Origin of the sequence: Mesobacillus jeotgali, from assembly GCF_031759225.1 — a bacterium.
In the GTDB taxonomy this organism is placed as follows: domain Bacteria; phylum Bacillota; class Bacilli; order Bacillales; family Cytobacillaceae; genus Mesobacillus; species Mesobacillus jeotgali_B.
The window spans coordinates 3,026,115-3,052,574 of sequence record NZ_CP134494.1 but is presented as its reverse complement, the minus strand read 5'-3'; the positions used below and the strand labels follow the sequence as shown (position 1 = coordinate 3,052,574).

The window sequence follows — 26,460 nt, the reverse complement described above, 5'->3', positions numbered from 1 at the left end:
TTACCGATAAAGGTGCAGTTGTAATGTTATAATGAGGGAGAAATACGGTGGGAGGTTTAAGGGATGAAAAAGAAGCGGCTAATCACTCGAACTATTATTCTTGCGGTTATGGTTCTGGCAGTTGGCTACACTTTATACGCCAACATGAATAAGGATAAAAACCAGAAGATTGTGATTGGAAAACCTGCTCCTGATTTTGTCCTTGTTGATATGGAAGGCAATAAACACAGGCTTTCTGATTATAAAGGGCAAGGAGTTTTCCTTAATTTTTGGGCAACATGGTGCAAGCCATGCGAGAGAGAAATGCCTTATATCGAAAATCAGTACCAGCAGTTCAAGGACCAGGGAGTCCAGGTCCTGGCGATTGACTCGGGTGAATCAGAACTTGCTGTAAATAGGTTTATTGAACGAAAAGGCATGACTTTTCCTGTTCTGATCGACGAGGGACCAGTACAGGCAGCATATGGGATCAATCCTCTGCCAATTACCTTTTTGATAGATAAAGAAGGAAATGTCGTAAAAAGCCATACCGGGGAATTATCTGAAGAAACAGTCCGCGAATTTATGGAACAGATTAAACCTTAAAAGTAAGGGGAACAGGGAGTTTTTACTATGAACGAAGTAAAATGTGAGTGCGGCCATCTAAATCCGCAGGGAACGATCCTATGTGAATCTTGCGGGCGAGTGCTGGGAGAAAAAGAGAGAGAGAAGCAGCTAGTTGATATGCGCTATGAAGGCAGCGCGCGCCGATCACAAACTTATAACAAGACAATCATCGATAAAATCTGGAATTTCTTTTCATCAGTAAAGGTAGGGGTATGGCTGATCGTCATTCTCTTGATCGCATCCTCCTTAGGTACGATTTTTCCACAGGAAATGTATATTCCGCCTGTTATGCCGGCATGGGAATATTATGAAGACCAATATGGCTGGCTTGGAAAGCTTTACTATGACCTGGGATTCCATAATCTTTACAGTTCCTGGTGGTATCTGCTATTGATTGCAGCGCTAGGTATATCACTAGTAATCGCAAGCCTGGACAGGGTGGTTCCATTATATAGGTCCCTGAAAAACCAGCGAGTGTCACGACATGAAAGTTTTTTGAAGCGCCAGAGAATGTTCGGTATGTCAGATGCAGAGTTGTCAGAAGAAGCGGCAGCCAAGATTAAGGAAAATCTGACGAAAAAGCGCTATAAACTACGCGAGGAGAATGGAGATATCCTTGCGGAGAAGAATCGTTTTTCACGATGGGGTCCCTATGTAAACCACCTTGGCCTGATCATTTTTTTGATTGGTGGAATGCTCAGGTTCGTGCCTGGAATGTATGTGGATGAAATCCTCTGGTTAAGGGAAGGCGAAACAAAGGCAATCCCTGGAACGGAAGGCCAATACTATCTCAAGAACAATCAATTTATCTTTGAAGTGTACGACAAAGATAAGGATCAAGAAGTCTTCCAGGATGCCATCGACAAGGCAGGGACTGTTGTTAAGAACTATCAGACCAATGCTACTCTTTATCAAAGGCAGGGAGAAATCGTCCCGGGTGAAAAACCTGAGCTGGAAAAACTCCGCGATCAGGCAATACAGGTTAATAAACCTCTGAAGGTAGATGGCTTTGCTTTATACCAGGTTGACTATAAGCTTGATGAAATGAACAAAATGTCATTCATTCTTGAGAATAAAGAAACACAAGAACAATTCGGTAATGTAGAAGTAGATTTATATGATCCAGAAATGCATTACGATTTGGGCAATGGTTACAAAGTTGAAGTAATGAGCTATTTCCCGGATTTTGAGTTCAATGAAGATGGGGAGCCTGCGACAAAGTCACGCATCCCTAATAATCCTGCGTTCATCTTCAAGATGTTCAGCCCTGAAAAACCAGAAGGGGAAATCAGTTTCGTAGCTATCAGGCAGAATCTCGAACCTTTAGGTGAAAATGATTACAAGATGACGTTCGCAGGGATTGAAACGAAGAATGTGACAGCCCTGACTGTAAGAAAAGACCATACCCTTTGGATCATTGGGCTTGGTGGGTTAATATTCATGATCGGTGTCATCCAGGGGTCATACTGGAACCATCGACGTATATGGTTAAGACGTGTGAATGGCCGGGTTTGGACAGCCGCACATACAAATAAAAACTGGCATGGTTTGAAAAGAGAACTAGAAGATGTCTTTTCCGATTCAGGAATAGAGGCTCCAGAGGACCAGGTAGCCGAAGACAAGAAGGAGTAAGGAGGGAAAATTAATGGTTGAGTTGAGTTCTAACTTTCTGTTTACAGCGTTTATCCTCTATTTAGTTGGTATTTTATTTTTTGGGGGAGCCATCAAGGATAAAAGGCATGCAAATCAAAAAAATGCCCCAAATAAATGGGCGAAAATTGGGATCCTAGTCACGATTGCAGGTTTCCTTTCCCAATTGACATTCTTTGTTTTAAGGTGGATTGCTTCCGGACACGCACCGGTCAGCAACTTATTCGAATTTACGACATTCTTCGGGATGTCCTTGGTAGGGGCATTTATCGCTATTTATTTCATTTATAAGACGCCACTGCTCGGCTTGTTCACCTTGCCGGTAGCAGCTTTGATCATTGCCTACGGAAGTATGTTCCCTAGGGAAGTTACTCCATTGATTCCGGCATTGCAGAGTTACTGGCTCCATATCCACGTTACGACTACCGCGATTGGACAAGCAATCCTGGCAGTAAGCTTTGCTGCTGGTCTGATTTATCTTGTCAGAAGTGTTGACCAGTCGAAGAAAAGCAAAAGTACATTATGGCTTGAAGTTGTCTTATTTGGCTTGATCAGTACGCTGGGCTTCATTTTTGTATCAAGTTTCTTTGCAGCAACAGACTATTCAGCAAACTTCAACTATATCAACAAGGATGGACAGCCAGCAACAGAGGAATTCACAATTCCTGCTTTGGTTGGACCGCATCAATACGAGCTGACTGATAAAAACCGCTTCGAACCATTGTTCGAGACACCTGCCATCATCAGTGCGAAGAAGTTGAATACGGTTATTTGGTCGCTCGCAGCGGGTATAGTATTATATCTATTATTAAGAGTCATCGCACGTAAGCGCATTGCTGCTGTATTGCAGCCATGGACGAAAAACATCAATATGGATCTCGTTGATGAAATTGGTTATCGTTCAGTACTGATCGGCTTCCCGGTATTCACGCTTGGCGGCTTGATTTTTGCAATGATCTGGGCCCAGATTGCCTGGACACGCTTCTGGGGCTGGGATCCGAAGGAAGTATGGGCATTGATTACCTGGCTTTTCTATGCGGCATTCCTTCACTTACGCCTTTCAAAAGGTTGGCATGGTGAAAAATCCGCATGGCTTGCGGTCATCGGTTTCATCATTATCATGTTCAACCTGGTTGCAGTTAACCTTGTTATTGCAGGTCTTCATTCTTATGCAGGATCCTAATTTGTGTCAATTTTATGACTGCCTTCACTGTCTTTAGTGAAGGCCTTTTTTAAAAAAGCATGGAAAGAAGATTCTTATTTATGTAAAATAATCGCAGGGAGGGATATACCTTATGGAAAAAGACGTGAAGATTTTAGTAGTGGATGATGAAGAAAGAATCAGACGATTATTGAAGATGTATCTTGAAAGAGAGAACTATATAATTGATGAAGCAGAAGATGGCAATGAAGCACTGGCGAAGTCACTTGCCAATGATTATGATGTGATCCTGCTTGACTTGATGATGCCAGGTAAAGATGGCATCGAGGTCTGCCGTGACCTTCGTGAAAAGAAGTCGACTCCTGTGATCATGCTTACCGCGAAGGGTGAGGAAGTGAACAGAGTACAAGGATTCGAGGTTGGGACTGATGATTATATCGTCAAGCCGTTCAGCCCTCGCGAAGTTGTTTTGAGGGTCAAAGCTATGCTTCGCCGTTCGTCGAGCACAAGTTACTTGCAGACAGAAACGACGGCAAAAGACGTGATTGTTTTCCCTCATTTAACCATTGATAATGATGCCCATAGGGTTTTGGCAGATGGCAAAGAAGTCAGCCTTACGCCTAAGGAGTATGAATTGCTCTACTTCCTGGCGAAAGCCCCAGATAAAGTTTTTGACCGTGAGCAACTATTGAAGGAAGTTTGGCATTATGAATTTTTCGGTGATTTGCGAACGGTTGACACTCATGTTAAAAGATTGCGCGAGAAGCTGAATAAAGTATCAGAACAGGCTGCGAAGATGATTGTGACAGTCTGGGGTGTTGGCTACAAGTTCGAGGTAGTCAATGAATGATGTTTTGGCGCAGTGTAGTAGGTAAGCTTTGGATTACCATCCTTTTGCTCGTTTCATTTGTGTTATTCATCCTGACAGTCATGTTGATGGAATTCTTTGAAAATTATCACATTAATGAAACCAGGAGAGGAATGACCAATACTGCTGAAAAAATAGCCAGGGTGCTGGAAGACCACCCTGGTCAGGAGGAACAATTAGGCATAGAGATTGCATGGGAGATGGTCGATGATGACTCCAGGGTAACGATCATTAAAGATAAGAATACTTATTTTTATTCGCCTGGTGTAGAAGACACGACACATGTACCTATTTCTTTTTTTATGAATGATGACGATCTTGCTGCTGTTTTTGAGAACGACCAGACAGTGGATATGATTACTTCCATGCCGGGTGTTTCGAATGAGGTGGATGATACCCAATATTTAATGATTGGTGTTCCGCTTCATCAGTTTGAGAATGAAAATGGAGCAGTTTTCATATACCAGTCGCTTGAAGTGATGGAAGAGACGACAAGGCTGACAACCAAGTTCATCTTGCTTGCTGCTGGCGTTGCCATAGTCTTGACGACAATCTTTGCATTCTTCCTGTCTACAAGGATTACTGCCCCACTGCGAAAAATGAGGGAGGCAGCCTTCGAAGTTGCCAGAGGAAAGTTTGATACAAAGGTACCGATCCTCACCCATGACGAAATTGGGGAATTAGCAACCGCCTTCAACCAGATGGGCAGACAGCTGAAATTCAATATGAATGCATTGAGTCAGGAAAAAGAACAGCTGACAAGCATCCTTAGCAGTATGGCAGATGGAGTGATCACCTTCAATCGTGATGGAACCATCCTGATCACGAACCCGCCTGCCGAAGTATTCTTGAGATACTGGTATTATGAGCAGGGCCTTGCTTCCGAGAATACAGATGCCGTCCCATCCGAAGTCATGGAGTTATTCCAGCTTGCGGTCAATACGGAGAAAGAGCAGGTTGGGGAGATAACAGCACAGGGACGTACCTGGGTAATCATCGTCAGCCCGCTTTATAATAAAAGGTTCATCCGTGGAGCTGTAGCAGTTGTACGTGATATGACTGAGGAAAGAAAGCTCGACAAAATGAGGGAAGATTTCATCGCCAATGTTTCACATGAATTGCGTACACCGATTTCGATGATGCAAGGGTATAGTGAAGCGATCGTCGATGACATCGCCCAAACAGATGAAGAAAAGAAGGAAATGGCCAAAGTCATTTACGATGAATCGTTAAGGATGGGCCGCCTTGTTAATGAACTGCTCGATTTGGCCCGTATGGAAGCAGGCCATATTCTTCTCAACGTTGAAAGCGTTGAAATCAACCCTTATGTAAACCGGATTATCCGAAAATTTCATGGTCTGGCGAAAGAGAAGGGGATTGAGTTATCAGTCCGGTTTGATTCAGAAGAACATGATTTCCGTTTTGATCCGGACCGCATCGAACAGGTCCTTACCAATCTGATTGATAATGCAATCAGGCATGTCCCGGATTCGGCATCGATTGTACTCAGCGGCAAAACCGATGAACGTGGCTTATATTTTGAGGTTAGCGACCAGGGACCAGGGATCCCCGAGGAAGACTTGCCATTCCTGTTCGAGAGATTCTATAAAGGCGACAAGTCTAGAACTCGCGGTGTATCCGGAACCGGCCTTGGACTGGCTATCGCCAAGAATATTATCGACGCACATCGAGGGAATATCTCGGTAAAAAGCAAACTCGGACAAGGAACGACATTTTCCTTTTTCATCCCTCGAAATATTGAATAACTTGCCGACTAATCTTGATTCACAAGGAACAATTAACAAGTCCATCCCGTATTGGGGTGGGCTTGTTTGTGTTCTTGGGGAAAAAAATCTCCGTTAGACCGCCTCTATCGGACAAAAATGATGGAAATTAAGAGAAAATTGTCCGTTAGACCGCCTCTATCGTACAAACTGAAGTGCAATTAAGGGAAAAGTGTCCATTAGACCGCCTTTATCGGACAAACTGAAGTGCAATTAAGGGAAAAGTGTCCATTAGAGCACCTCTATCGGACAAACTGATGTGGCATTAAAGGAAAAGTGTCCGTTAGAGCACCTCTATCGGACAAACTGAAATGCAATTAAGGGAGAAGTGTCCGTTAGTGCACCTCTATCGGACAACCCTAAAGGAATTCAGGAGAAAAGTGTCCGTTAGAATCCCCCCCATGAGAATTAATTATTCCATGGCTTTCCTCATCTTATTAAACCTTTTAAATTTTAGTTAACTTCATCAAATTTTGTCCTCGAAAATTCCTTCCATTTCCATTCTAAAAATAATATAGTTAGAATGAAACTTTTATTAATCTTTTTCGACTAATCTAATGAATACGGAGGCGAAATGACCTATGAACTCCGTTTTTGATGAATTGTATCAAAAATATCATCATGACGTTTTTCAATTTTTATTTTATATGGTAAAAAGCAGGGAGTTAGCCGAAGACCTTGTACAGGAAGTGTACATCCGGGTATTGAAGGCATACGATCGGTTTGAGGGCAAGAGCAGTGAAAAGACATGGCTGTTTTCGATTGCGAAGAATGTCGCGATTGATCACTTCCGAAAACAGAAGGGCTGGAAGCAGCGATTGCTTGAATCCTTTGATATGTCGGCACGCCAGGTAAGGGATGATCAGCCATTGCCTGAAGAAATGGCGCTCCAAAGTGAAGAAATCCAAATGATGTACAAGTGCCTAGATCAATGCACGGTTGACCAGCGAATGGTCATCATCATGCGCTATATACATGAGCTATCCATAAGCGAAACAGCAGAAGCTTTATCCTGGACGGAAAGCAAAGTGAAGACAACGCAGCACCGCGGATTGAAGACGCTGAAAAAGCTTATGGAAGAAATGATTGAAAAGGAAGGGATGACTAGTGAAAAAGTCACAGCTAAGCGATAAGCAGCTAGAAGAAATCCTCGGCCAGATGCCAAAGATAAAAGACCATCGCGACTCTCGTGACATTTATTCGAATATCGCCCATCGTGTTGAAAAAAGAAAGAAAATGCCAGCATGGGTTGTACCAGGAGTTGCACTAGCTGCGGTACTCTTCCTCGCCTTCATCCTTTCTCCGGGATTGCTGGATGTCAACGACGCATCTCAGGAGAGTATGGATAGAAACTCCGCCTCTGAAGCCAAGTCGTCCATGGAAATGGATACAGCTGTCAGAGATGATTCGGCAAGTAATAGTGCTGCTGAAAAGGAGAACACTTTAATGGCGGATTCAGCAGATGGTGAAGAAAAGGCTAATGAATTTGCCGCCATGGATAAAGGAAATCCTTATGAGGGACTGATTTCGTTATATCCTGAGGAAATAGACACCGAGACTACGGAACTCCTCAGCTACGCCATTCCTGACCAGCAGGTTATGACGGTTGTTCCAGTTACTGTTACAACGCCAAAGCAAGAAGGAAAAAGTTGGATAGACAGCTATACAGAAATGATGCCTAAGCTTAAAGAAGAGGAATGGGGATTGACCGATTACTATCCAATGGATGCATCCTGGAACTACGATGAAGGCAGTAAGACACTGACAATGGATGTAAAGCCAAATCACCCATTTCAATATGGAAGTGCTACAAACATTATTTTTGTTGATTCCATGACACAGAATTTCTCACGAGCAGGAATCGATAAAATGGTGTTGACTACTGAGAGCAAACCCGGGATTGACCTGGGCAACTTTGGCTCCATGGAGGAGCTTCCAATCAACGCAGAGACAAAAAAGAGGCGTGCATACTTGTTTTTGACAGTTGAAGGTATACAGAATCCGTATCTTGTGCCGACCAAAGAACAGTATGAAACAGTTGGTGATGCCTTTGCGCAGATGCGGAAGGGTGATGAGGTAGGGTATCTTTCACCTTCCCTGCCGGATGGTTTTAAGTTTGCAAAAACTGAATTAAAAGATAAAGTGTTAGAAATCACTTTAACTGATGATACGACTTTGGACGAAAGTTTCCTGCCACATCTCGAGGCGATCTTAATGACGGTGAGTGAGTTTGAATACACAGGGGTCAGATTCACAAATGCGAACATTGACCAAATTGGACCTTTCAATATGAACGAAGTCCTCTCGCTGCCACTTGCTCCCAATAAGAAAAACATTGACTAAAAGAAAGGCCACCTGGTCTTTCTTTTTTTTACTTTGAGCTCTTTGCCATCACAGGCCCATAAACAAATTTTCCTTCTTTTGCATAAAAAAGCAGTTTCCCACCAATTATAACGAATGTGCTTTTTTTGCTGCTGCTTTTCCACGATTCAGTTCTATTTTTGTACAGGCTGTCATAGGGATGGAAAGGGAGTCAAAAGTTAAGGAGGAAGAAAATGCAGGATTACATAAAGCGTTTACTCATTGCCGGGATCATGGCACTCTGTATCAGCTTGCTATTTCTTGGCGGAAAGCACTCTCAGGCAGAAATGCTTGATATAACAAAATTAACATCAGATTGGGTATGGCCTGCTGATGGAGTCATAACCGACTTATATGGAACACGTCATGGCCATCATAAGGGAATTGACATTGCCGGTGAGTCCAGAACACCTATACATAGTGTTGATAAAGGGGTAGTAACAAAATCATATTTTTCGGGTTCATATGGACATGTTGTGTTCATCAAGCATGATAACAACCTGGAAACTGTATATGCACATTTGAATAAAAGGAACGTAATAGAAGGACAAGTTGTCAATCAGGGTGATGTAATCGGCCTGATGGGAAATACAGGAGATTCCTCCGGAGTTCATCTCCATTTCGAAGTCCATAAGGATAATTGGACTTATGAAAAGGAAAATGCGATCGATCCTGTATTGGCTTTTGGTGAAGCTGCAGTGGGGCAGCCTATCGTAGCTATGGAGAAAAAAGGAAATGAAGTGACGGTGGAGACAGTCGCCAAGCTTCGAATGATGGATAATATCGATATTAGGAAACAAGGTGAAAGCTTACATTCTGAACATGAAAATAAAGATGGAGAAAGTACAGATGCTGTGGAGCAGCAATCTATAGATAAGCATACCGTCCAAAAAGGTGAGACTCTTTGGTCAATCGCAGAGAAATATCATACTACAGTAGATAAAATTAAAAAAGAAAATAATATCAGCAATAACCATATCTCTGCTGGTGACATTTTAATAATCAAGAGTTCAGCTGGAAGGAGTTATGTCGTTTCATCCGGGGATACACTCATCTCCATCGCAAGAAAAACAAACACGTCTGTGGAAAAATTAAAAGCTCTGAACAATTTGGCATCTGACACCATACAGCCTCAGCAAATCTTAATTACCCGATAATCTCTCCTTGTACCAAGGTGATATCTGAAAGTATAATTGGTAAAAGAGTGCAAAAGGGGATGGATACTATGCTGACGGATTATCACAACCATCTTGAGAGAGGAACATTGACACTTGACTACATGAAGAAGTTCACTGATACAGCACGTGACAAAGGGATCCAGCATTTCGGGATATCTGAACATGCTTATCATTTCTATCAGACTGCAGACATTTTACGCAATAGCTGGGTGGATGAACGTAGATTTTATGATATGGCTGATTACGTTCATCTTTTTGAGGAAGCATGGAGAAATGAGATCGACGTAAAAATGTCAATCGAGATGGACTACACTCCTGGCAAGCATAAGGAGATGGAACAGTTCATTAAAAGCTATGACTTTGATTATGTTATTGGCTCGATCCACTGGATTGGTGATTTTGGGATCGACCTTGCAGAATATCGTAAAGAATGGGATAGAAGAGATGTTTATGAAGTCTATAGAAGTTATTTTGACCAGGTGGTAACGCTGGCTCAATCCAACATGTTTGATATCATCGGTCATATTGACCTTGTCAAAATTTTTAGGTATGTGCCTGAAGATGAAAGTTTCCTCATGGAACAGTATGACCGTGCGACCTCGGCTTTGGCACAGTCCAAGACCTGTGTGGAAATTAGCACAGCCGGACTGCGGAAGCCTACTCAGACTTTGTATCCGGACCAACGCCTATTGCAGATGTGCTTTGATAAGAAAATACCGATTGTCTTGTCCTCAGATGCCCATGTACCTGAGCATGTCGGTGCTGATTTCGATCAGGCTCTTGAACTTGCACAGGAAGTTGGCTATAAGGAAATCATGACGTTTTCCAAAGGTGAGCGAAAATCTTTTCCTCTGGGATAAAACAGGAAATTTTTTTTGATACAGGGAGCGGTTCGCAAAACAAAAAAACACAGGCCTCGCTAATTGGAGGCCTGTTTGTCGTGCTTATAGAACAATACTATTAATTGTAACGATGTCCTGCAGCGACTCAAGCTTACTTATCATTTCGATTGAAAGGGGCTTATCAAACGAGAGGACCATGATTGCTTCGCCGCCCGCTTCTTTTCTGCCAACCTGCATGGTAGCAATGTTCACGTCATGATCACCCAGGACTTTTCCTACATGCCCGATCACACCAGGTCGGTCCATATGCTGGATATACAGGAGGTTTCCTGATGGATGGAAATCGATGTTAAAGCCGTCGAGATTGACAATCCTTGGGCCGTAATGGTCAATGTAAGTTCCTCTCACGGTAAAAGATTCTCCATCCCCGCTTGCGGTTACTGTTATCGTATTTGCGTAACCATACGAATTTCCGGTCACTTTTTCACCAACCATGATTCCTCGTTCTTTTGCAATGTGGATTGCATTCACTTCGTTGACTTTCATATCGATGCGGTTTTCAAAAAATCCTGCAAGCAGGGCCTTTGTTAAAAAGGTGGTTTCCAGTTCCGCTGCAGTTCCTGAATACGTGGCTGTAAGCTCACTGATTCCTTTGTTATGGCATTCTGAAACAATTTTTCCCATTTCTTTTGCTAGCTGGTGATATGGTTGTATTTTTTCATAAATTTCTTTAGACATAGCCGGAAGATTGATTGAGTTGGCAACAGGGTTATTTTCAAAAAATGTTCTGATTTCACTTGCGACCTGGGTGGCCACATTCAGCTGTGCTTCTTTTGTAGAGGCTCCTAGGTGTGGAGTGGCAATAACGGAATCAAACTTCAGTAAAGGGTGATTCTCCGGGGGTTCAACTTCAAATACATCCAGTGCAGCACCAGCAACATGACCGTTCTCAATAAAATGGGCGAGAGCCATCTCGTCAATTATCCCTCCTCTCGCACAATTCAGGAGATAAACACCTTTTTTAGTCTGGCTCAAAGTCTTTTCGTTAAGGAGTCCTTTCGTTTCCTTTGTCAAAGGTGTGTGAACCGAAATGATATCTGTTTCGGCGAGAACCTCATCGAAAGAAGATAATTGAACGCCCAAAACTGCTGCACGCTCCTTCGTGAGAAACGGGTCATATACCTTTACTGACATCCCGAAAGCCTTGGCTCTTTTTGCAAGCTCGGAACCAATCCTCCCCAAACCGATAATGCCTAATATCTTTCCGTAAAGTTCATTTCCAATAAACTTATTTCTCTTCCATTCTCCATTTTTTACAGTAGAATGTGCCTGCGGAATGTTTCTCATTAATGCAGACATCATCGCAAAAGTATGTTCTGCCGTAGAAATGGTATTCCCATCCGGAGCATTGACGACGATAATGCCTCGTTTTGTCGCCTCGGCGATATCGATATTATCTACACCCACACCTGCACGGCCGATGATTTTTAGTGAGGGCATAAGGTCGAGCAGCTCCTGGGTGACTTTTGTGGCGCTTCTGACAAGAAGGGCGTCAATCTTTTGTAAATCGATAATACCTGAATCTACACTCCCGATATGTACCTGGACCCCATTTTGTTCTAATAAGGGCTGTAAGCCTTCTTCCTTAATTGAATCTGCCGCTAGAACGTGAAACATCCTTTACTCACTCCTTTTAGTAAAACAAAGTGTTAATTTTCTGATTATTTTACAAAACGAATATTCTTTTGTCAAACTGCGAGATTGTTCATAAATAAATGCAAGCGCTCTCAAAAATTACTGATTTAATCTAAATGTATTCCTTTATTCCGAATTTAGCAGAAGTTAATTATAAATTATGTGGACCATACAAGGCAGGGGGCATCTTTACATTCATCTGTCAAAAAATCTTCACAAGCATACATCTTCACAAATGATTTTTTTTTCAGTATAATAAACCTGTTAAATAAATATGGTCTATCTTCGGGGCAGGGTGAAATTCCCGATCGGCGGTAATGAGATTTATTCTCTAAGCCCGCGAGCCTGTAAGGGCAGGATTTGGTGCGATTCCAAAGCCGACAGTATAGTCTGGATGGGAGAAGATGGAGGTTCTGCAGACGTTCAAAAAATGCAGGTTTTGACCGTTTATTAAGCATGCCCTTCACAAGTCTCCCTCAAGTACAGAATACTTGAGGGTTTTATTTGTTATGGGTATGTGATTGCTGAATCTTTCTTCTTTATGTGAGATGGATCTCTATAAGGAGAGAGGAAAAATGAAAAAATTTAGTGTTAAAGCAATGGTTTCAATTGGTATGCTTAGCAGTATCTCTTATGTATTGATGCTGCTGAATTTTCCGCTGCCGCCGTTCCCTAAATTCTTAATGGTCGACTTCAGTGATATTCCTGCATTGATTGCTGCGTTGATTTTTGGTCCGGTAGCCGGTATTTTAGTAGAATTCTTGAAGAATACGCTTGATTATTTCATGACAGGCAGTGATACGGGTGTTCCTGTAGGCCATGTTGCCAACTTTGTAGCAGGGGTTTTATTCATCCTGCCAACCTACTACATTTATCAGCGTATGAAATCGCACAAAGGAATGACGTTTGCACTGGTGGCTGGGACAACAAGTATGGCCATCCTGATGAGTGTCCTTAACTACTACGTGTTCCTTCCTGCTTACACATTGTTCTTGAATATGCCAGCCATGTCTGGACCAGAAGCCAGGGCGATGATTGTTGCAGGGATTTTACCATTTAACTTCGTAAAAGGCATATTGATGTCTGTCATTTTCATGCTGATGTTCACAAGGATGAAAACATGGATCGAGAGACAGCAAACTTTTAAAAACGCATAAACTTATCTTATATAGATTGATACCAAAGCAACGGCCTGCACCGTTGCTTTTTAATTTTTAATAGGGAAAAATTTTTAAAAGGTCTCGTAAAAATCAATTGCTGGTTTTGGGAAAGCAACAAGGTTTTATGGAAAAAGCCCAATAAAAAAATTCCCGCCTGTAAGCGGGAATTATGTATTTTCTTATTCGAACTTAGTAGCATCTCCGTTGAATGGCTCATCTGCAACTTTGATTGAGTCTGTAGGGCAGCCTTCGAATGCATCCATCATGTCGTCAATTAATACATCAGGAATTTCAACGATACCTTCGTTTTCATCAAGTGTTACGAATGCGATGCCTTCATCGTCGTAATCGTAGATATCTGGAGCAGCTGCACCGCAAGCTCCGCATGCAATACAAGTTTCTTTGTCAACAATTGTGTACTTAGCCATGATATAATTCCTCCCAAGTGTTTAACAATAATATGCTGTTTCCACCGAATCAGTGAAAACGTATTCCTCATACCTATTGTAAAACTGTATCGCCAACATTTCAATAAAAAAAGTATTGAGAATGCTTATCACACAAGGCGTTGAGTGATTTTTTCGTTGAAAATAAAACATTTTACTAGATATTTTCATGTTAAAATAATGGTATATTATTTTTCTGCTATAGTGGGCGACGAATATTATCGTGCCCTTTGCTTAATTTTTCATTCAAGGGTGATTTTATGGAGATAACGTATCTGGAAACAGTTGTTTTGTCTATATTGAACAAAATCAATGGCGAAAGAACCATATATTCGTTATTTCACCTTCTTCAGGGCAAACGTTCCTCGCAAACGATTCAGGATGCTCATTTGTATAAAATCACCCCATATTTTCATACATATCCAACAGTTACCCGTACTGGCCTCGAAAAAATGATTGATAGGCTTCAGCAAAGGGGACTGGTGGAGGAAATTGCAGAAACAAAAGTGATTTTAACTGAAAAGGGAGTGCAAGCACTGGAACAAAAGGCAGCTGAATACAAGCTTCCTGATTATCTGAATGGCTGGAGATACCATCAGGTAACGGATACTTTCTGGGAAAGATTGACGCTGCTGATCCAGGTGAGTTCAAATCTGATCAATCATGAACGCTCCTTTATCCCTGTAAGGAATAAGCGAGAAATCCATATTTGGGTTAAACAATTCATTAAACAGCAAAATGAAGATCGCTACAAGCTTGCAGAAAGGCTTTATGGAGAGCTTATATCTGCTCTCGATAATGAAAAGGCGAGACCTGAATTGGTTGTTTTAAGGCTGACAGGTTTCAAAAAAATTGGATTGACGACCATACAGGCTTCTGAAAAGATTGGTCTGGAACCCGCGCATTATCATTTCGAATTCTTAAATTGCCTGCATGCGCTGTTCGATAAGGTGATAGGGAACGAACATACCTATCCATTACTTAGTGGATTGATAAAAAAAGTGGAGAGAAGCGTGCCTTTGACGCTTTCGACTGAAAAGACGTATAGATTGATGCAGAGGGGATACACCCTGGAGGAGGTCGCAGCTGTCCGGAACCTCAAACAAAGCACGATCGAAGATCATGTAGTGGAAATTGCCCTTTCGATTAGTGAATTCAATATAGACGATTATGTAGTTCATGAGAAAAGGCAAAGAATTCTTCAGGCAGCTCAGCAGAATAACGCGAGAAAATTAAAGCAAATCAAGGAACAAGTGGCTGATGCATCCTATTTTGAAATCAGGCTTGTTCTGGCTAAGTATGGTGATGTCGAATGGAATTAAAACGATATTTAAAAAAGTATTTTGGCTTCGAGGCATTCCGTTCAGGGCAGGAAGAAACGATACAATCCGTTTTAGAAAATAAACATACCATTTCCATGTTGCCTACTGGAACGGGGAAGTCCTTATGCTACCAGTTACCGGGTTATTTATTGGACGGGCCTGTTTTGGTCATATCTCCTCTGCTGTCACTCATGCAGGATCAGGTTGACCAAATGATGGCTATGGGTGAAAAGCGAGTAATTGCCTTGAACTCCTTTTTGTCACCGCAGCAGAAAGCTAAAGCATTGGAAGAACTCGAAAGATATCGGTTTATCTTCATTTCTCCAGAAATGCTGGGGATTGATTCAGTATTGAACCGGATTAAAAAATTGTCTGTCTCGCTGTTTGTTGTGGATGAAGCCCATTGTATTTCTCAATGGGGATATGATTTTAGGCCGGATTACCTGAAGCTTGGAGAGTTCCGCGAAAAGCTTGGCCGCCCTTTGACTCTTGCACTGACAGCCACTGCTTCAGCGGAGGTTCGAAAAGATATTGCCGAAAAGCTTCATTTAGGAGTTTGGAATGAAGTAGTCTATTCAGTCGACCGTCCTGCTATTTCACTTGCTTTGGAATTCGCATCTACCTTTCAGGAGAAGCTGGACCGGACAGTCGAGCTAGTGAAATACTTAAAAGGTCCAGGAATCATTTATTTTTCCAGCAAGAAAGTCGCTGAGCAAACTGCGGTGCATTTGAGGGAGAATGGGATCATGAAGGCGATGGCATATCATGGTGGCCTGGACCCGGAAAGCCGGATCCTCATCCAGCAGCAATTCATCAATGGACAACTGGATGTTGTCTGTGCCACAAGCGCTTTTGGAATGGGGATAAATAAAGAAGATGTCCGTTTTGTGATTCATTTCCATATGCCCTTGCAAATCGAATCCTATCTTCAGGAAATAGGGAGGGCAGCAAGGGATGGCCGTGATTCGATTGCTATCCTGATTTACACTCCGGGGGACGAACAGCTGGCATACCAGCTTGCAGAAGGGGAGATGCCCGATCAATACCAGATTGATAGGCTGTTTGCCTTTCTTATCGAAAACCAGATACATTATCAAGATCTTGCCGGGCGTGCAGAAGAACTGTCAATGATCTGCGGCTTCACCGAGATACAATGGAGGATTGTCGAAGATTATCTGTCTAATATAGAAAGTATGGATTATAAAAGGGATAAAGTAAGCCTCGTCCAATTAATCGAAAATCGCTTATTTGTAAAAAACATGAAAATCAAGAAGATGCTCGAATGGATCCACACGAAGGACTGCAAGAGAACTTTTATTTTGGATTTGTTCGGCGAAGAGATACAGGAAAAGCCCCGGAATTGCTGCAGCATTTGTGGGATAGAAATAAATCATTTTGAAGACACCGAACAATCAGCTAGTCAATGTGAAGCTGAGTTGGACTGGAAGCAGGAATTGGCTTCAATTCTATTGATAAGAGAGCGGATATAATGAAGGATCGATATAAGGAAACAGTGGCAGGACTTACTGAAAAAGAACTGCTTTTCCACTTGGTTGCTACGCAAATTTTACTATTAACGATATCGGCGATATTAGGTATGATATTGTTTGATAGCTTAAATGAATTCAAGGAAATATTTGTTTGGAGAGATTGGGGCATTCTGTCAATAGGTCTCACTGCGGGAGCCTCTGTCGTAGTTATGGATTACGTCCTCATGAAATATCTGCCGAAATCCTATTATGACGATGGCGGCTTGAACGAAAGGATCTTTAAAAATAGAAGTGTCGTTCAAATCATGCTTATTGCGGCTATGGTGGCAATCAGTGAGGAAATACTTTTTAGAGGAGTCATCCAGACGAATACTGGTTTGATCCTATCGAGCATCATTTTCGCAGTTGTTCATTATCGCTATCTGTTCAATTGGTTTTTGTTTACTAATATCATTTTACTGAGTTTCTTGATTGGCTATATTTATATGGTGACCAATAATCTTCTTGTTACAATCATGATGCACTTTTTCATTGATTTTATCTTAGGCTTGATTATTAAATTCAGGACTCATGCAACAATTGGGGGTACAGACAGTGAATAAGGAAAAACCTATCAGGGACCAGGCGGAGCGGCTGAGAAAAAGAGTAGAGCGCAAGTCCGAGAATAGTATTGAAAAAAAGGAATCACTTCCGCCGAGGAGTGAGATGCACAGGCAAAAACACAAAAAAACAAAAGTTAAGGTCAAATACCCAGTCATCAGACTGATGGCTCTATTCTTCATCTTGCTTCCTATATCATTTTTCAGCATCCTCTCTTACCTGGATGGCACTAAGATGCCTTTGAATAAGACCCTGGAACGTGCTGGGGTAGAAATGATCAACGTTGAAAGCAAGGATGATATAAATAGTAAGGAACAGCAAGCCGATCAGGAAGCACCATCCTATGAGGAAATTGCTGATCCTGATGGAATCGATGTAGTCGCAGCTGGACCTGCTCCTTCAAGCGGCGGGGACAAAAACACTGTAGAAGGGACAGTTGATGGTAAGGAAAAAGAAGGCGGAAAAACAGCTGTTCCAGCCTCTGCTGAAACCGCAACAGAACCAGCTAATACAGAAGACATCAAAACAGCAAAAGAAAATGCACCCGAAAGCAGCGAAAAGGTCATTTTCCATACAGTAAAACCAAGTGAAACATTATTTAGAGTAGCAATGACCTACTATAAATCCCAGGATGGAATCCCAATCATCAAAAAAGCTAATAACCTCCAGGGAAACGAGATTCAAGCAGGACAAGTACTGAAAATACCGATCAAAAATTAGCCGGAGTTAAACTCAGGCCACTGAAAATCTGCCGATTTTTTAGATTTTCATGATAACCAAACAAAAAAGCCGATCCAACTCCATATTTTTGGAATTGAATCGGCTTTTTTTCCAGTTTCTTGTCCCCTTTGGCCTCTATTGTTGCCCTTTCAGTTTTAAAATTCTTTTTAAATTGACCGTGAAAATGGCCATGGCGCCTTGCATTTCCATGCCAATTAGACCCGAGGATGTGGCTACATCATACCCGTGTCTGTGTTTCAACTCGCTATTCTTCGCTTCAATCTTATAGCGCTCCTTGGACTTCTGCTTAAAGTATTCACTTTCCTGAAACTCTGCCTGGTCTAGGTGTTCAGTTGACTTCAAGGAAACAGAATACGTCTTACTTTTCGCACCTTCTTTATAACAGCCTTCCCTTAAGGGGCAACGCTTGCACTTATCAATATCAAAATAATAGGTATCTACCTGGTTCGTTCCAGTGTTTTTCTTTCCGGTTCGAGCCTTTCTGATTGCGAGGTGTCCTGCTTTACAGACATACATCCCAGCGTCCTTATTAAATTCGAATTCGTCTTCCTTTGAGCGGAATCCCTGGGTAACACTTGGATTCAATTTTGCGACCAAGTTTATTTTGTTTGTTTTACTGTACTTAATATTGTCTTTTTCTGAATACGCCGCATCGCCGATCACAGTCTCAACCTGTATACCTGCGTCTTCGCTTTTCTCAATAAGAGTTTGAAGTTGCTTGCCATCGTTTTTCTCGCCTGTCGTAATGACAGCTGCCGTTATGATTCGTTCCTCGCTCATTGCCAGGTGGGTCTTGTATCCAAAGAAAGAGGAATCTGCCGTCTTGTGTCCCACTTTCGCATCATGATCCTTTGAGCATTTGATCTGTTCAAGGTCATCTGCGACCGTCTCTTTCAATAAGTTAAGCTGTTCTTTTACTACCGGGTATTGAATCAGGGTCTCTTCCTTTTCAATCACTTCAATGAGTTTCTGTGAATAGGCAATTTCATCCTCCAACACATCAGTCTTTGTCTTGGAAGGAAATTTGGATTTCATGGATTCATCGATTTGGTAAATTGCCTTCCTTAGCTTCTTGGAACGCTCCATCAGAACTTCTTTCGGTTTCATCTGATTATAACGGGCTTTTGTATGAGTGGCATCGACAATAATGGATTTGCTTTTGATGATCTCTTTTTCTAAAGCAATCTCCACCGTTTTATTAATAAGCAGATCCAGGAGGTTAATATCCTTTAACCTCAATTTACGGAATTTGGTCAGGGAGCTCGGGTCTATAACTTCCTCTTCTGGAGTCATATCCAGAAAATATTTGAACGACATATCATACTTCGAACGATCAACAATATCCACGTCCGAAAGGTCATGGATGGTTTTTAATAATAGATATTTGAACATGCGAATGGGATCGATTGCGTTCCTGCCGTTATCAAGGCAATACTTATCCTTGAGCTCTTCATAAACAAAGGTAAAGTCAACCAGATCATTAATCTGACGCAACATATTATCCTTTGGCACGATAAGGTCATAGAGACCCATATAAGGACTTAGTTTGATTGATTGTTGCATTGACATCATTGGAACCACCCATTTCAGCTAAATTAATTCTATTATAAAATAAAAACCGCCCAAATCCCTTAAAAAAGTCAGGATTTGAACGGTTTATAGTTTGTCTAAATAAGGTTTAGTAGCACTAGGTTGATTGGAACGGAAGGTGCGTAGACTCCTGCGGGATCAGCGGGACAGGTGAGACCCCGCAGGCGCTTTAGCGCTGAGGAGGCTCACCGCACGCCCCGCGGAAAGCGAAGCAACCTGGAGTGGAAATCAACCGGTCCTATTTAACAAGCTATCCAGTGGGGACTTTTTCAGTGGCCTCGTTAAACTCCAGGCTTTTTTTTGACTCAATAAATGGAAAGCATCTCTTTTCTTTTTTGCATTGGCATAATCATATCTCCCTGGACAAGTTCATAAAAATTATATAAAGGGGAGGGCTTGCCATGGAACAAGAAATCATCAATCTGGATGACCGTACAGATCCAGCAACGAAAAGGATGCTGCAGAATTTAATCGACCGCAAGAAAAAGTTCGACCGTTTTAAATCAAGGCATCTATTATCTGTATGGGCAACGATAAGCTTGATTACAATTTACTTTTACTATCTTTATATAACCGTTTTGAAGCCGTACTCCTATTCATTCGCCGAGATATTTTCGGTGTACGTCCAGAATTCCGCGAATCTATATTTCCTCATTATAACGGTAGGGACCTACGGGTTCATGATCCTATTGAAAGAGAAGCGAGAAAAGGCAGAGAAGGAATATCAGGCACTCCGCTGTGAAATAGTAGACCGGAGCAAGGATTTGTGGAAAAAAGAAGAGGAATGGAAAAATCGCCATATTGTATTTGATATGATGAAAAAGAAATTTGATATCAATCTATTCCATGAAAATAAATAAGAGGGTGTCCCAAAAGTATAAACTTTTGGGCACCCTCTTTATTTTTGAGACTACTTGTAAAAATGGTCCGTTGATTTCCGTTCCAGGCGCTTCGCTTTCCGCGGGGCTGGCGCTGAGCCTCCTCATCGCTTCGCTCTTGCGGGGTCTCACCTGACCAGCTGCGCCCGCAGGAGTCTACGCGCCTTCCACTCCAATCAACTCAGGTTTCTAAATTCATTTTTTGTGCAAAAAAATACAAGAAAAACCTCTTTTGTTATAATTAAGTCACCACAACCAACTATACAAAAGGAGAGATTTTCTTGTATAAAAATTATAACACAAACCAATTGACCCTTCCAATGGACATTCAAGTTTTGATTCCTCAACAGCACCTTGTTCGATTGATTGATTTTGCCGTCGACCAGATGAACCCCAATATCTTTCTCTCTCTTTATCCTGGTGGAGGACGGCCGCCTTACCATCCTCAAATGATGTTAAAAGTCATTCTTTATGCATATGCCAACCGTATTTATTCCTCTCGACAAATCGCGAAACAGCTAACAGAGAATATTATGTTCATGTGGCTCTCCGGCGAACAGAAGCCTGATTTTCGTACCATCAACCGTTTCCGTTCCGAACGCATGAAAGATGTCATCTATGAGACGTTCTTTTCCATAGTCGACCTCCTTCGGGAGGAAGGACTTGTGAAGCTAGAAGACTATTTCCTGGATGGGACCAAATTGGAGGCAAACGCCAACAAGTATACTTTTGTTTGGAAGAAGTCCACTGAAAAATACGATAAAAAGTTGGACGAGAAATTCCGCCAGATTGTCTTTGGGATTGAACAAATCACCAAAGAAGATGAAGAAGCAGAAAGGGAACAAGATTTTCAGGAAAAGCTCGAAGAGACACCCATCTCTTCTGCAAAAATTGAAGAAACCATTAAAAAGCTGGAAGAGAGACTGGAACAGGATCCAAAAAACAAACCTTTAAAGAAGGCAAAGCGCCAACTGGAAAAAGACCTTCTACCTCGAAAGCAGAAGTATGAACTTCAGAAACAGACTTTTGGAGAGAGAAACAGCTTTTCTAAGACGGATACCGATGCCACTTTTATGCGAATGAAAGAGGACCACATGATGAACGGGCAGTTAAAGCCTGGATATAATGTTCAGATTGGAACAGAAAATCAGTTCATCACCAACTTCAGCCTCCATCAACGGGCTGGAGATCCTGGATGCATGATTCCCCATCTTGAACTTTTGGAAAAACATAACCGCCCGAAGCCAAAGGCCGTTATTGCCGACTCTGGTTATGGAAGCGAAGAGAACTATGCACATTGTGAAGAACAGGAAATAGAAGCGTACATTAAATACAATACTTTTGACAAGGAACAGACAAAGGCATGGAAGGAACAAATTGGCCGAGTTGAAAATATGGAGTATGACGAAGAGCTAGATGAATGGATTTGTGCAAACGGAAAACGCCTGGTTTTCCAGTATGAGAGTCAAAGAAAGTCCGACAACGGTTACGATTCCGTGAAGCGCACGTACCGCTGTACCGATTGTATGAACTGTCCATTCCAAACAACCTGTGCCAAAGACAAAGATACAAAGACCGTACAGGTCTCAGTGAAAAACCAACAACAACGAAAAGAAGTTCGGGAACGATTGGCTGCGGAAGAAGGAAGCCAAAGATACAGGCAGAGAAAAATAGATGTCGAGCCAGTATTTGGGCAGATTAAACACAATCGAGGGTTTAAAAGATTTGGGTTAAGAGGCCTCTCCAAAAATACCACGGATTGGGGTCTTATTTGCGCTGCACACAATCTTTTGAAGTGGGCAGCCAACAAGGAAAGCGAACAAAAATTAGGGTAACTAAGGGGAGGAATATCCCTCTTTCCCTTATAAATCCATCAAATCCAAACCCATAAATTGGATAAAAAGTAAAAGAGGCGACTCTCAGGTCGAATTTATTCAACCTTTTGAGTCAGCCTCTGTTTATTTTAGAAAATTCTCTTTTTCCCTTGTTCATCCTTTAGGATTTCCACTGCTTCACGGAAACGCTGGGAATGGATGATTTCGCGTTCTCTAAGGTATCGTAAGCCATCATTCAGGTCAGGGTCATCGCTCATATTGATGATCCATTGATAAGTTGCTCTTGCTTTTTCTTCGGCAGCGATATCTTCATATAGATCAGCTATCGGGTCGCCTTTTGCCTGAATATAGGATGCGGTCCACGGAACACCTGCAGCATTATGGTAGAAAAGGGCACTATCATGATTCGCATAATGGGCATCAAGTCCAGCTTGTTTCATCTGTTCAGGTGTGGCATCCTTGGTCAGTTTGTAAATCATCGTAGCGATCATTTCCAAGTGAGCAAATTCTTCAGTACCAATATCAGTAAGCAGTCCAATTACCTTATCGGGAATCGTGTAGCGCTGGTTTAAGTAACGAAGTGCGGCTGCTAGTTCTCCGTCAGCCCCGCCATATTGCTCCACCAGGAATTTAGCGAGCATGGGGTTACATGTGCTAACTTTTACGGGATATTGCAATTTTTTTTCATAAAGCCACATTTTCCTTACCCCCTCCTAATTTGAATTTAGATCTGCCAAGGCCAAGGACCGTCATCCCAGTTCCATGGATAACCAGAGTAGCTGTTGCCGAATTGTTGGAGAGGTCCATACATGCTTTCAACAACCTTCTTTAATCTGCGTCTTTCTTTAGCGAACTGATTGAACTGGTTAATGGCATTATAGTCCTCTGGGTGGGTGTCTAAGTATAGAGTAAGGTCCACGAGAACAAAATCGACTGCCTGGAGTTCTTCCATGGCGGCATAAAATTCTTTAGGTAATTGTTTCATGAATGGTCATCCTCCCTTGGTGCCTCATAAGGTGAATACCACGGGTCATAGAAGACCTTCCAAAGTGTTCCGGTTCTTAATGCCTGCATGGGCGTGAATTGTTCTAGATTGGGCGGCTGGAAGCCCAGGAATAGATTCGGTGGTGTGGAATACGTTTTCGCCTTGATTGGCGGACAAGGATCGAAGGGACTGGCGTACGGATACCAAACTCTTCTGTATGTTGACAAGCTAAGCCCTCCTCTATATAAACTTCATTTCATTTTATGAGCAAAATTTTATTTCATGTTAAATTTATCTGTGAAAGAAGGGATTTTTGCAGAAATGCAGAAGTATATAAGGAAGGGCAGGACTTTAAAATTCGAGGTGAGTGGAATGTTTGTAAAAAGTATCATGATACCGAAGTATAAATGTATTACAGCGCAACTAGATGAATCATTGCAAAATATTCTTGAAAAGCTTGATGGAAATGAAATTGATGGTGTACCTGTACTTGATGGAGATCAATATGCAGGTGTGGTCACAAGATACGGCATCTATGAGGAATACTTCAAGGCAGGGGGAGAGAAGGATGATTTCCTCCAGAACAAGGTTGCTGCTGACGTGCTTTGCCTTCAGGAACAAATTCTGCATGGCATTGAGATCTTCGAAAGCACATTGGTTAAATTAAAGGATATCCCGCTTATGGCGGTTGTCGATGAAAAAGGGAAATTCCAGGGAGCTGTAACTCGCTCTGATGCTCTGGACCAATTCCAGAGTGCTTTTGGAGTACATAGAGAGGGTGTCAGGATTGCGTTTACTTCTGTCGAAACAGAAGGACGTATCGCAAGACTGGCTGATATCGCACACCAGTTCCATGAACATATCATCTCTTTGGTCACTTTTGATGAAACAGACAAGCTTGTCCGCAGGATTGTCATGAAAATTGAAAAGAAAGACAATATTGATAAGTTCGTCAAGAAACTGGAAGAGTCTGGATTCCGCATTCTGGATATCCACGAAGTTTGATGTCTTCTATACGGAAATAAAGACAAGAGCCTTTCATACATTGTGTATGGGAGGTTTTTGTATGCTTTGGAAAGTTTTCAGACTGGTCATTGGATTGTTATGTGGTTACCTGTTCATCATGTCGCTGACTGCTGTCAATCCCTCCGAAGAGTTCCTGGGAGAGTTTATTTTACATCCTATTGAGTTCCTTGCCGTAGCAGTGGCTCTTGTCTTCGGGATGTATGCAATCGGAGGGCTGATCCGGGACGGGGGAGTTGGAATCGTAAGGGCTATTAAAGGTGAAAAGGGGTTAGGGTCAGATATTGTTTTAGCCCTCATCAGTCTAGGTTTCTTTTTTTTGCTATTGCCCCTGGGTGTCTGGGAGACAGCAATATTTTTCGTTTTCTGTTTGCTTTATGGTATGATGTCATTTAGCTCACCAGAGGACGGAAATGAAAGCTAGATAAAGAATGGCGGGAGGAAAAAATGGAGATAATTTTTTTCATACTTGGAATGCTGCTGGTTGGCAGCTTCCTTTTATTATATATGTATCGTCAGGCCTTTGCTGACAGAGTGCTTGAGCAGGAAATCCGATTGATGGATTTTCCGGAAAGCTTTGGATCAGTCAAAATCTTTTTCATTTCAGATGTCCATAAGCGGATTATTCAAGATTCAATCATTACAGCTGTGAAGGGTAAGGCAGACCTAGTGATCATTGGGGGCGACCTGGCTGAAAAAGGAGTGCCCTTGGAGAGGATATCTGCCAATATTGAGAAACTGAAAACGATAGCCCCTGTTTTTTTCGTATGGGGAAACAATGATTATGAATTCAATTCTCATGAACTTGACTCTCTTTTGTACCACCTGGGTGTGAAAGTATTGGACAATACTGCAGTTAAATTCGAGTCAAGAACCGGCGATGTCATGCACATCCTGGGCATAGATGATTTGAGCCTTGGTAAAAGCAGGCTGGATCTGGCGGTACGGGATGCGGAGGAAGAAGGGTTCAGAATCCTTATTAGCCACAACCCTGCCATCGCTCACAGTATCAAGCCAGAATACGGTATACGCCTTGTTTTGAGCGGCCATACTCACGGGGGACAAATCAGGATTTTCGGGTTCGGCCCTTATGAATTAGGCGGAATCAAAGAGAAAAACGGCGTTACGGTGCTGACCAGCAATGGCTATGGAACCACAGGTGTCCCTCTTCGACTCGGAGCCAGGGCAGAGACGCATTTGATTACATTGGTTACGGATTCCAGGCGAGCAGATTGAAGTTTTACAGCTAAGCCAAAACACGGATATAATCGGTAATACAGGTAATAACGGAGGTTTTAGCATGGGGAATGAGTCAGTAAAATACAATATTAAGGCAGTATCCAGGATGCTTGATATCCAGCCAGGAACACTAAGGGCCTGGGAAAGAAGATACCAGATGATTGCCCCAGTGAGAAATGATTCCGGTCATCGATTATATACCGAGGAACATGTAGAAACATTAAGGTGGCTGATTTCAAAAATCAATCAGGGTTTCACAATCAGCCAGGCCGTTTCTTTGCTTGAAAATTCTTCTTTATCAATGGATGAAGCTGAAGCGCCAAAAAGGGACCAGGTTGATGAAATAGGGGACAAGCTGCTGGCCGCACTCCTGGAGTTCGACAGCACCAAATCGCATGAATTGATCAACCAAGCTTTCAGTCTTTATACAATAGATAAAACTGTTATTGATTTATTGGGTCCCATTTTGATTAAGGTGGGCGATTTATGGGAAGAGGGAAGTATAACGACTGCACATGAGCATTTTGCTTCGTCATTCATACGTTCGCGAATAGAAGGGCTATCTAATTCTTTTCCGCACAGCTCATTCCTTCCAAAGTCTATTGCAGTTTGCGGGCCCGGCGAGAAACATGAACTAGGCTTGTTAATCTATACGCTTTATCTAAGGCGGAAAGGCTTTGAAGTTATCTTCCTTGGCACAAGTCTTGCGGAGAATGACCTAAAGGTAGTTGTGGAAAAAATCAAACCAAAATTCCTTTTCTTCTCCTGCACTCTCGAGGAAAATAGAAAGGCAACATTGGAGCTTGCTGAAGAGATGAATAAGATTTATCCCGAGCTTATCATAGGGCTCGGCGGAATCGCGATGGACTCCATGCCTATAGAGCTGCAAGAACAATATCGGGAGTATCTTGTGGGAATGACCAGAGCCGAATGGGAAAAATGGTTGAAAAAGCGCATCGATCAATTGAAATAACTCACCAACCTGCGATATTTTCATAAACTACA

General features: G+C 42.2%; 26 protein-coding genes and 1 riboswitch. Of the genes, 20 read left to right on the top strand and 6 right to left on the bottom strand.

What is annotated here, in order from left to right; genetic code table 11:
- The first annotated feature begins 63 nt into the window (after nt 1–63).
- From resA to RH061_RS15325, 9 genes are all read left to right on the top strand, one after another.
- Nucleotides 64–585, top strand: a complete 522-nt coding sequence (resA, locus tag RH061_RS15365) for a thiol-disulfide oxidoreductase ResA (protein ID WP_311071431.1) — start codon at nt 64–66, stop codon at nt 583–585.
- Nucleotides 586–612: 27 nt separating this feature from the next.
- Complete coding sequence (gene resB / locus RH061_RS15360) at nt 613–2,238, top strand: cytochrome c biogenesis protein ResB (RefSeq protein WP_311071430.1); 1,626 nt, start codon at nt 613–615, stop codon at nt 2,236–2,238.
- A gap of 13 nt (nt 2,239–2,251) precedes the next feature.
- The gene (gene ccsB, locus RH061_RS15355; RefSeq protein WP_311071428.1) at nt 2,252–3,439 is read left to right on the top strand and encodes a c-type cytochrome biogenesis protein CcsB; all 1,188 of its coding nucleotides are present in this window, start codon (nt 2,252–2,254) and stop codon (nt 3,437–3,439) included.
- Between the two features lie 112 nt (nt 3,440–3,551).
- Nucleotides 3,552–4,268 carry a response regulator transcription factor gene (locus tag RH061_RS15350; RefSeq protein ID WP_041965633.1) on the top strand — a complete coding sequence of 239 codons (717 nt, stop codon included), beginning with the start codon at nt 3,552–3,554 and terminating at the stop codon, nt 4,266–4,268.
- The gene (locus tag RH061_RS15345) at nt 4,265–6,052 is read left to right on the top strand and encodes an ATP-binding protein (RefSeq protein ID WP_311071425.1); all 1,788 of its coding nucleotides are present in this window, start codon (nt 4,265–4,267) and stop codon (nt 6,050–6,052) included. The genes RH061_RS15350 and RH061_RS15345 overlap by 4 nt, the downstream gene beginning before the upstream one ends.
- A gap of 599 nt (nt 6,053–6,651) precedes the next feature.
- Nucleotides 6,652–7,203, top strand: coding sequence for an RNA polymerase sigma factor SigX (gene sigX / locus RH061_RS15340; protein WP_311071424.1), 552 nt, complete (start codon nt 6,652–6,654; stop codon nt 7,201–7,203).
- On the top strand, nt 7,178–8,413 hold the full coding sequence (locus tag RH061_RS15335; RefSeq protein WP_311071422.1) for a hypothetical protein: 1,236 nt from the start codon (nt 7,178–7,180) through the stop codon (nt 8,411–8,413). Before sigX ends, RH061_RS15335 begins: the two co-directional genes overlap by 26 nt.
- Nucleotides 8,414–8,625: 212 nt before the next feature.
- On the top strand, nt 8,626–9,588 hold the full coding sequence (locus RH061_RS15330; RefSeq protein ID WP_311071421.1) for a LysM peptidoglycan-binding domain-containing protein: 963 nt from the start codon (nt 8,626–8,628) through the stop codon (nt 9,586–9,588).
- A gap of 68 nt (nt 9,589–9,656) precedes the next feature.
- On the top strand, nt 9,657–10,469 hold the full coding sequence (locus tag RH061_RS15325) for a histidinol-phosphatase (RefSeq protein WP_311071420.1): 813 nt from the start codon (nt 9,657–9,659) through the stop codon (nt 10,467–10,469).
- An 84-nt stretch (nt 10,470–10,553) separates the two neighbouring features.
- Here the strand turns inward: RH061_RS15325 and serA are convergent, their stop codons facing one another.
- Nucleotides 10,554–12,128, bottom strand: coding sequence for a phosphoglycerate dehydrogenase (gene serA / locus RH061_RS15320; protein ID WP_311071418.1), 1,575 nt, complete (start codon nt 12,126–12,128; stop codon nt 10,554–10,556).
- A 295-nt stretch (nt 12,129–12,423) separates the two neighbouring features.
- A riboswitch (FMN riboswitch) is annotated at nt 12,424–12,556 on the top strand.
- A 165-nt stretch (nt 12,557–12,721) separates the two neighbouring features.
- Between serA and RH061_RS15315 the strand changes: the two genes are divergently transcribed.
- Nucleotides 12,722–13,303 carry an ECF transporter S component gene (locus tag RH061_RS15315; RefSeq protein ID WP_311071416.1) on the top strand — a complete coding sequence of 194 codons (582 nt, stop codon included), beginning with the start codon at nt 12,722–12,724 and terminating at the stop codon, nt 13,301–13,303.
- Between the two features lie 182 nt (nt 13,304–13,485).
- Here RH061_RS15315 and RH061_RS15310 read toward each other — a convergent pair whose 3' ends face one another.
- A complete protein-coding gene (locus RH061_RS15310; protein WP_023627496.1) occupies nt 13,486–13,734 on the bottom strand; it encodes a ferredoxin in 249 nt (82 codons plus the stop codon).
- A 278-nt stretch (nt 13,735–14,012) separates the two neighbouring features.
- Between RH061_RS15310 and RH061_RS15305 the strand changes: the two genes are divergently transcribed.
- Genes RH061_RS15305 through RH061_RS15290 form a run of 4 tightly spaced genes read left to right on the top strand, consistent with a single transcriptional unit; the run spans nt 14,013 to nt 17,884 of the window.
- Nucleotides 14,013–15,074 (top strand): YpbB family protein, encoded by a 1,062-nt coding sequence (locus RH061_RS15305; RefSeq protein ID WP_311071414.1) that lies wholly within the window; start codon nt 14,013–14,015, stop codon nt 15,072–15,074.
- A complete protein-coding gene (locus RH061_RS15300; protein WP_311071412.1) occupies nt 15,065–16,564 on the top strand; it encodes a RecQ family ATP-dependent DNA helicase in 1,500 nt (499 codons plus the stop codon). Before RH061_RS15305 ends, RH061_RS15300 begins: the two co-directional genes overlap by 10 nt.
- Nucleotides 16,564–17,166: a CPBP family intramembrane glutamic endopeptidase gene (locus RH061_RS15295; protein WP_311071411.1), complete on the top strand. Its 603-nt coding sequence runs from the start codon at nt 16,564–16,566 to the stop codon at nt 17,164–17,166. Before RH061_RS15300 ends, RH061_RS15295 begins: the two co-directional genes overlap by 1 nt.
- On the top strand, nt 17,159–17,884 hold the full coding sequence (locus RH061_RS15290) for a LysM peptidoglycan-binding domain-containing protein (RefSeq protein WP_311071409.1): 726 nt from the start codon (nt 17,159–17,161) through the stop codon (nt 17,882–17,884). The genes RH061_RS15295 and RH061_RS15290 overlap by 8 nt, the downstream gene beginning before the upstream one ends.
- A gap of 135 nt (nt 17,885–18,019) precedes the next feature.
- Here RH061_RS15290 and RH061_RS15285 read toward each other — a convergent pair whose 3' ends face one another.
- Nucleotides 18,020–19,477 (bottom strand): IS1182 family transposase, encoded by a 1,458-nt coding sequence (locus RH061_RS15285; protein WP_311070855.1) that lies wholly within the window; start codon nt 19,475–19,477, stop codon nt 18,020–18,022.
- Between the two features lie 419 nt (nt 19,478–19,896).
- Between RH061_RS15285 and RH061_RS15280 the strand changes: the two genes are divergently transcribed.
- Both RH061_RS15280 and RH061_RS15275 read left to right on the top strand, forming a co-directional pair.
- Nucleotides 19,897–20,355, top strand: a complete 459-nt coding sequence (locus RH061_RS15280) for a YpbF family protein (RefSeq protein WP_311071407.1) — start codon at nt 19,897–19,899, stop codon at nt 20,353–20,355.
- 299 nt (nt 20,356–20,654) lie between these two features.
- A complete protein-coding gene (locus tag RH061_RS15275; protein ID WP_311071405.1) occupies nt 20,655–22,208 on the top strand; it encodes an IS1182 family transposase in 1,554 nt (517 codons plus the stop codon).
- A gap of 128 nt (nt 22,209–22,336) precedes the next feature.
- On the opposite strand, the gene RH061_RS15270 is transcribed toward RH061_RS15275, so the two are convergent.
- The 3 genes from RH061_RS15270 to RH061_RS15260 are packed head-to-tail and all read right to left on the bottom strand — an operon-like array spanning nt 22,337 to nt 23,420.
- Complete coding sequence (locus RH061_RS15270) at nt 22,337–22,906, bottom strand: manganese catalase family protein (protein WP_311071404.1); 570 nt, start codon at nt 22,904–22,906, stop codon at nt 22,337–22,339.
- A 26-nt stretch (nt 22,907–22,932) separates the two neighbouring features.
- Entirely contained in the window at nt 22,933–23,193 is a 261-nt protein-coding gene (locus RH061_RS15265) for a spore coat protein CotJB (RefSeq protein ID WP_311071402.1), read from the bottom strand.
- Complete coding sequence (locus RH061_RS15260) at nt 23,190–23,420, bottom strand: spore coat associated protein CotJA (protein ID WP_213368303.1); 231 nt, start codon at nt 23,418–23,420, stop codon at nt 23,190–23,192. The genes RH061_RS15265 and RH061_RS15260 overlap by 4 nt, the downstream gene beginning before the upstream one ends.
- A gap of 145 nt (nt 23,421–23,565) precedes the next feature.
- On the opposite strand from RH061_RS15260, the gene RH061_RS15255 reads away from it, so the two are divergent.
- The 4 genes from RH061_RS15255 (at nt 23,566) to RH061_RS15240 (ending at nt 26,428) form a co-directional block, all read left to right on the top strand.
- A complete protein-coding gene (locus tag RH061_RS15255; protein ID WP_311071399.1) occupies nt 23,566–24,198 on the top strand; it encodes a CBS domain-containing protein in 633 nt (210 codons plus the stop codon).
- Between the two features lie 61 nt (nt 24,199–24,259).
- Nucleotides 24,260–24,640 (top strand): hypothetical protein, encoded by a 381-nt coding sequence (locus tag RH061_RS15250; RefSeq protein WP_311071397.1) that lies wholly within the window; start codon nt 24,260–24,262, stop codon nt 24,638–24,640.
- Nucleotides 24,641–24,663: 23 nt separating this feature from the next.
- Complete coding sequence (locus tag RH061_RS15245; RefSeq protein WP_311071396.1) at nt 24,664–25,452, top strand: metallophosphoesterase; 789 nt, start codon at nt 24,664–24,666, stop codon at nt 25,450–25,452.
- Nucleotides 25,453–25,516: 64 nt separating this feature from the next.
- Nucleotides 25,517–26,428, top strand: a complete 912-nt coding sequence (locus RH061_RS15240) for a MerR family transcriptional regulator (RefSeq protein WP_311071395.1) — start codon at nt 25,517–25,519, stop codon at nt 26,426–26,428.
- Nucleotides 26,429–26,460 lie beyond the last annotated feature (32 nt).

Bases quoted from the DNA above. Each gene is read 5' to 3' on its own strand.
- RH061_RS15330 (WP_311071421.1), top strand. From the start codon at position 8,626: ATGCAGGATTACATAAAGCGTTTACTCATTGCCGGGATCATGGCACTC.
- resB (WP_311071430.1), top strand. From the start codon at position 613: ATGAACGAAGTAAAATGTGAGTGCGGCCATCTAAATCCGCAGGGAACG.
- RH061_RS15240 (WP_311071395.1), top strand. From the start codon at position 25,517: ATGGGGAATGAGTCAGTAAAATACAATATTAAGGCAGTATCCAGGATG.
- RH061_RS15250 (WP_311071397.1), top strand. From the start codon at position 24,260: ATGCTTTGGAAAGTTTTCAGACTGGTCATTGGATTGTTATGTGGTTAC.
- RH061_RS15270 (WP_311071404.1), bottom strand. From the start codon at position 22,906: ATGTGGCTTTATGAAAAAAAATTGCAATATCCCGTAAAAGTTAGCACA.
- RH061_RS15345 (WP_311071425.1), top strand. From the start codon at position 4,265: ATGATGTTTTGGCGCAGTGTAGTAGGTAAGCTTTGGATTACCATCCTT.
- RH061_RS15350 (WP_041965633.1), top strand. From the start codon at position 3,552: ATGGAAAAAGACGTGAAGATTTTAGTAGTGGATGATGAAGAAAGAATC.
- serA (WP_311071418.1), bottom strand. From the start codon at position 12,128: ATGTTTCACGTTCTAGCGGCAGATTCAATTAAGGAAGAAGGCTTACAG.
- ccsB (WP_311071428.1), top strand. From the start codon at position 2,252: ATGGTTGAGTTGAGTTCTAACTTTCTGTTTACAGCGTTTATCCTCTAT.
- RH061_RS15245 (WP_311071396.1), top strand. From the start codon at position 24,664: ATGGAGATAATTTTTTTCATACTTGGAATGCTGCTGGTTGGCAGCTTC.
- sigX (WP_311071424.1), top strand. From the start codon at position 6,652: ATGAACTCCGTTTTTGATGAATTGTATCAAAAATATCATCATGACGTT.
- resA (WP_311071431.1), top strand. From the start codon at position 64: ATGAAAAAGAAGCGGCTAATCACTCGAACTATTATTCTTGCGGTTATG.
- RH061_RS15305 (WP_311071414.1), top strand. From the start codon at position 14,013: ATGGAGATAACGTATCTGGAAACAGTTGTTTTGTCTATATTGAACAAA.
- RH061_RS15325 (WP_311071420.1), top strand. From the start codon at position 9,657: ATGCTGACGGATTATCACAACCATCTTGAGAGAGGAACATTGACACTT.
- RH061_RS15280 (WP_311071407.1), top strand. From the start codon at position 19,897: ATGGAACAAGAAATCATCAATCTGGATGACCGTACAGATCCAGCAACG.
- RH061_RS15295 (WP_311071411.1), top strand. From the start codon at position 16,564: ATGAAGGATCGATATAAGGAAACAGTGGCAGGACTTACTGAAAAAGAA.
- RH061_RS15310 (WP_023627496.1), bottom strand. From the start codon at position 13,734: ATGGCTAAGTACACAATTGTTGACAAAGAAACTTGTATTGCATGCGGA.
- RH061_RS15255 (WP_311071399.1), top strand. From the start codon at position 23,566: ATGTTTGTAAAAAGTATCATGATACCGAAGTATAAATGTATTACAGCG.
- RH061_RS15315 (WP_311071416.1), top strand. From the start codon at position 12,722: ATGAAAAAATTTAGTGTTAAAGCAATGGTTTCAATTGGTATGCTTAGC.
- RH061_RS15265 (WP_311071402.1), bottom strand. From the start codon at position 23,193: ATGAAACAATTACCTAAAGAATTTTATGCCGCCATGGAAGAACTCCAG.
- RH061_RS15285 (WP_311070855.1), bottom strand. From the start codon at position 19,477: ATGATGTCAATGCAACAATCAATCAAACTAAGTCCTTATATGGGTCTC.
- RH061_RS15300 (WP_311071412.1), top strand. From the start codon at position 15,065: ATGGAATTAAAACGATATTTAAAAAAGTATTTTGGCTTCGAGGCATTC.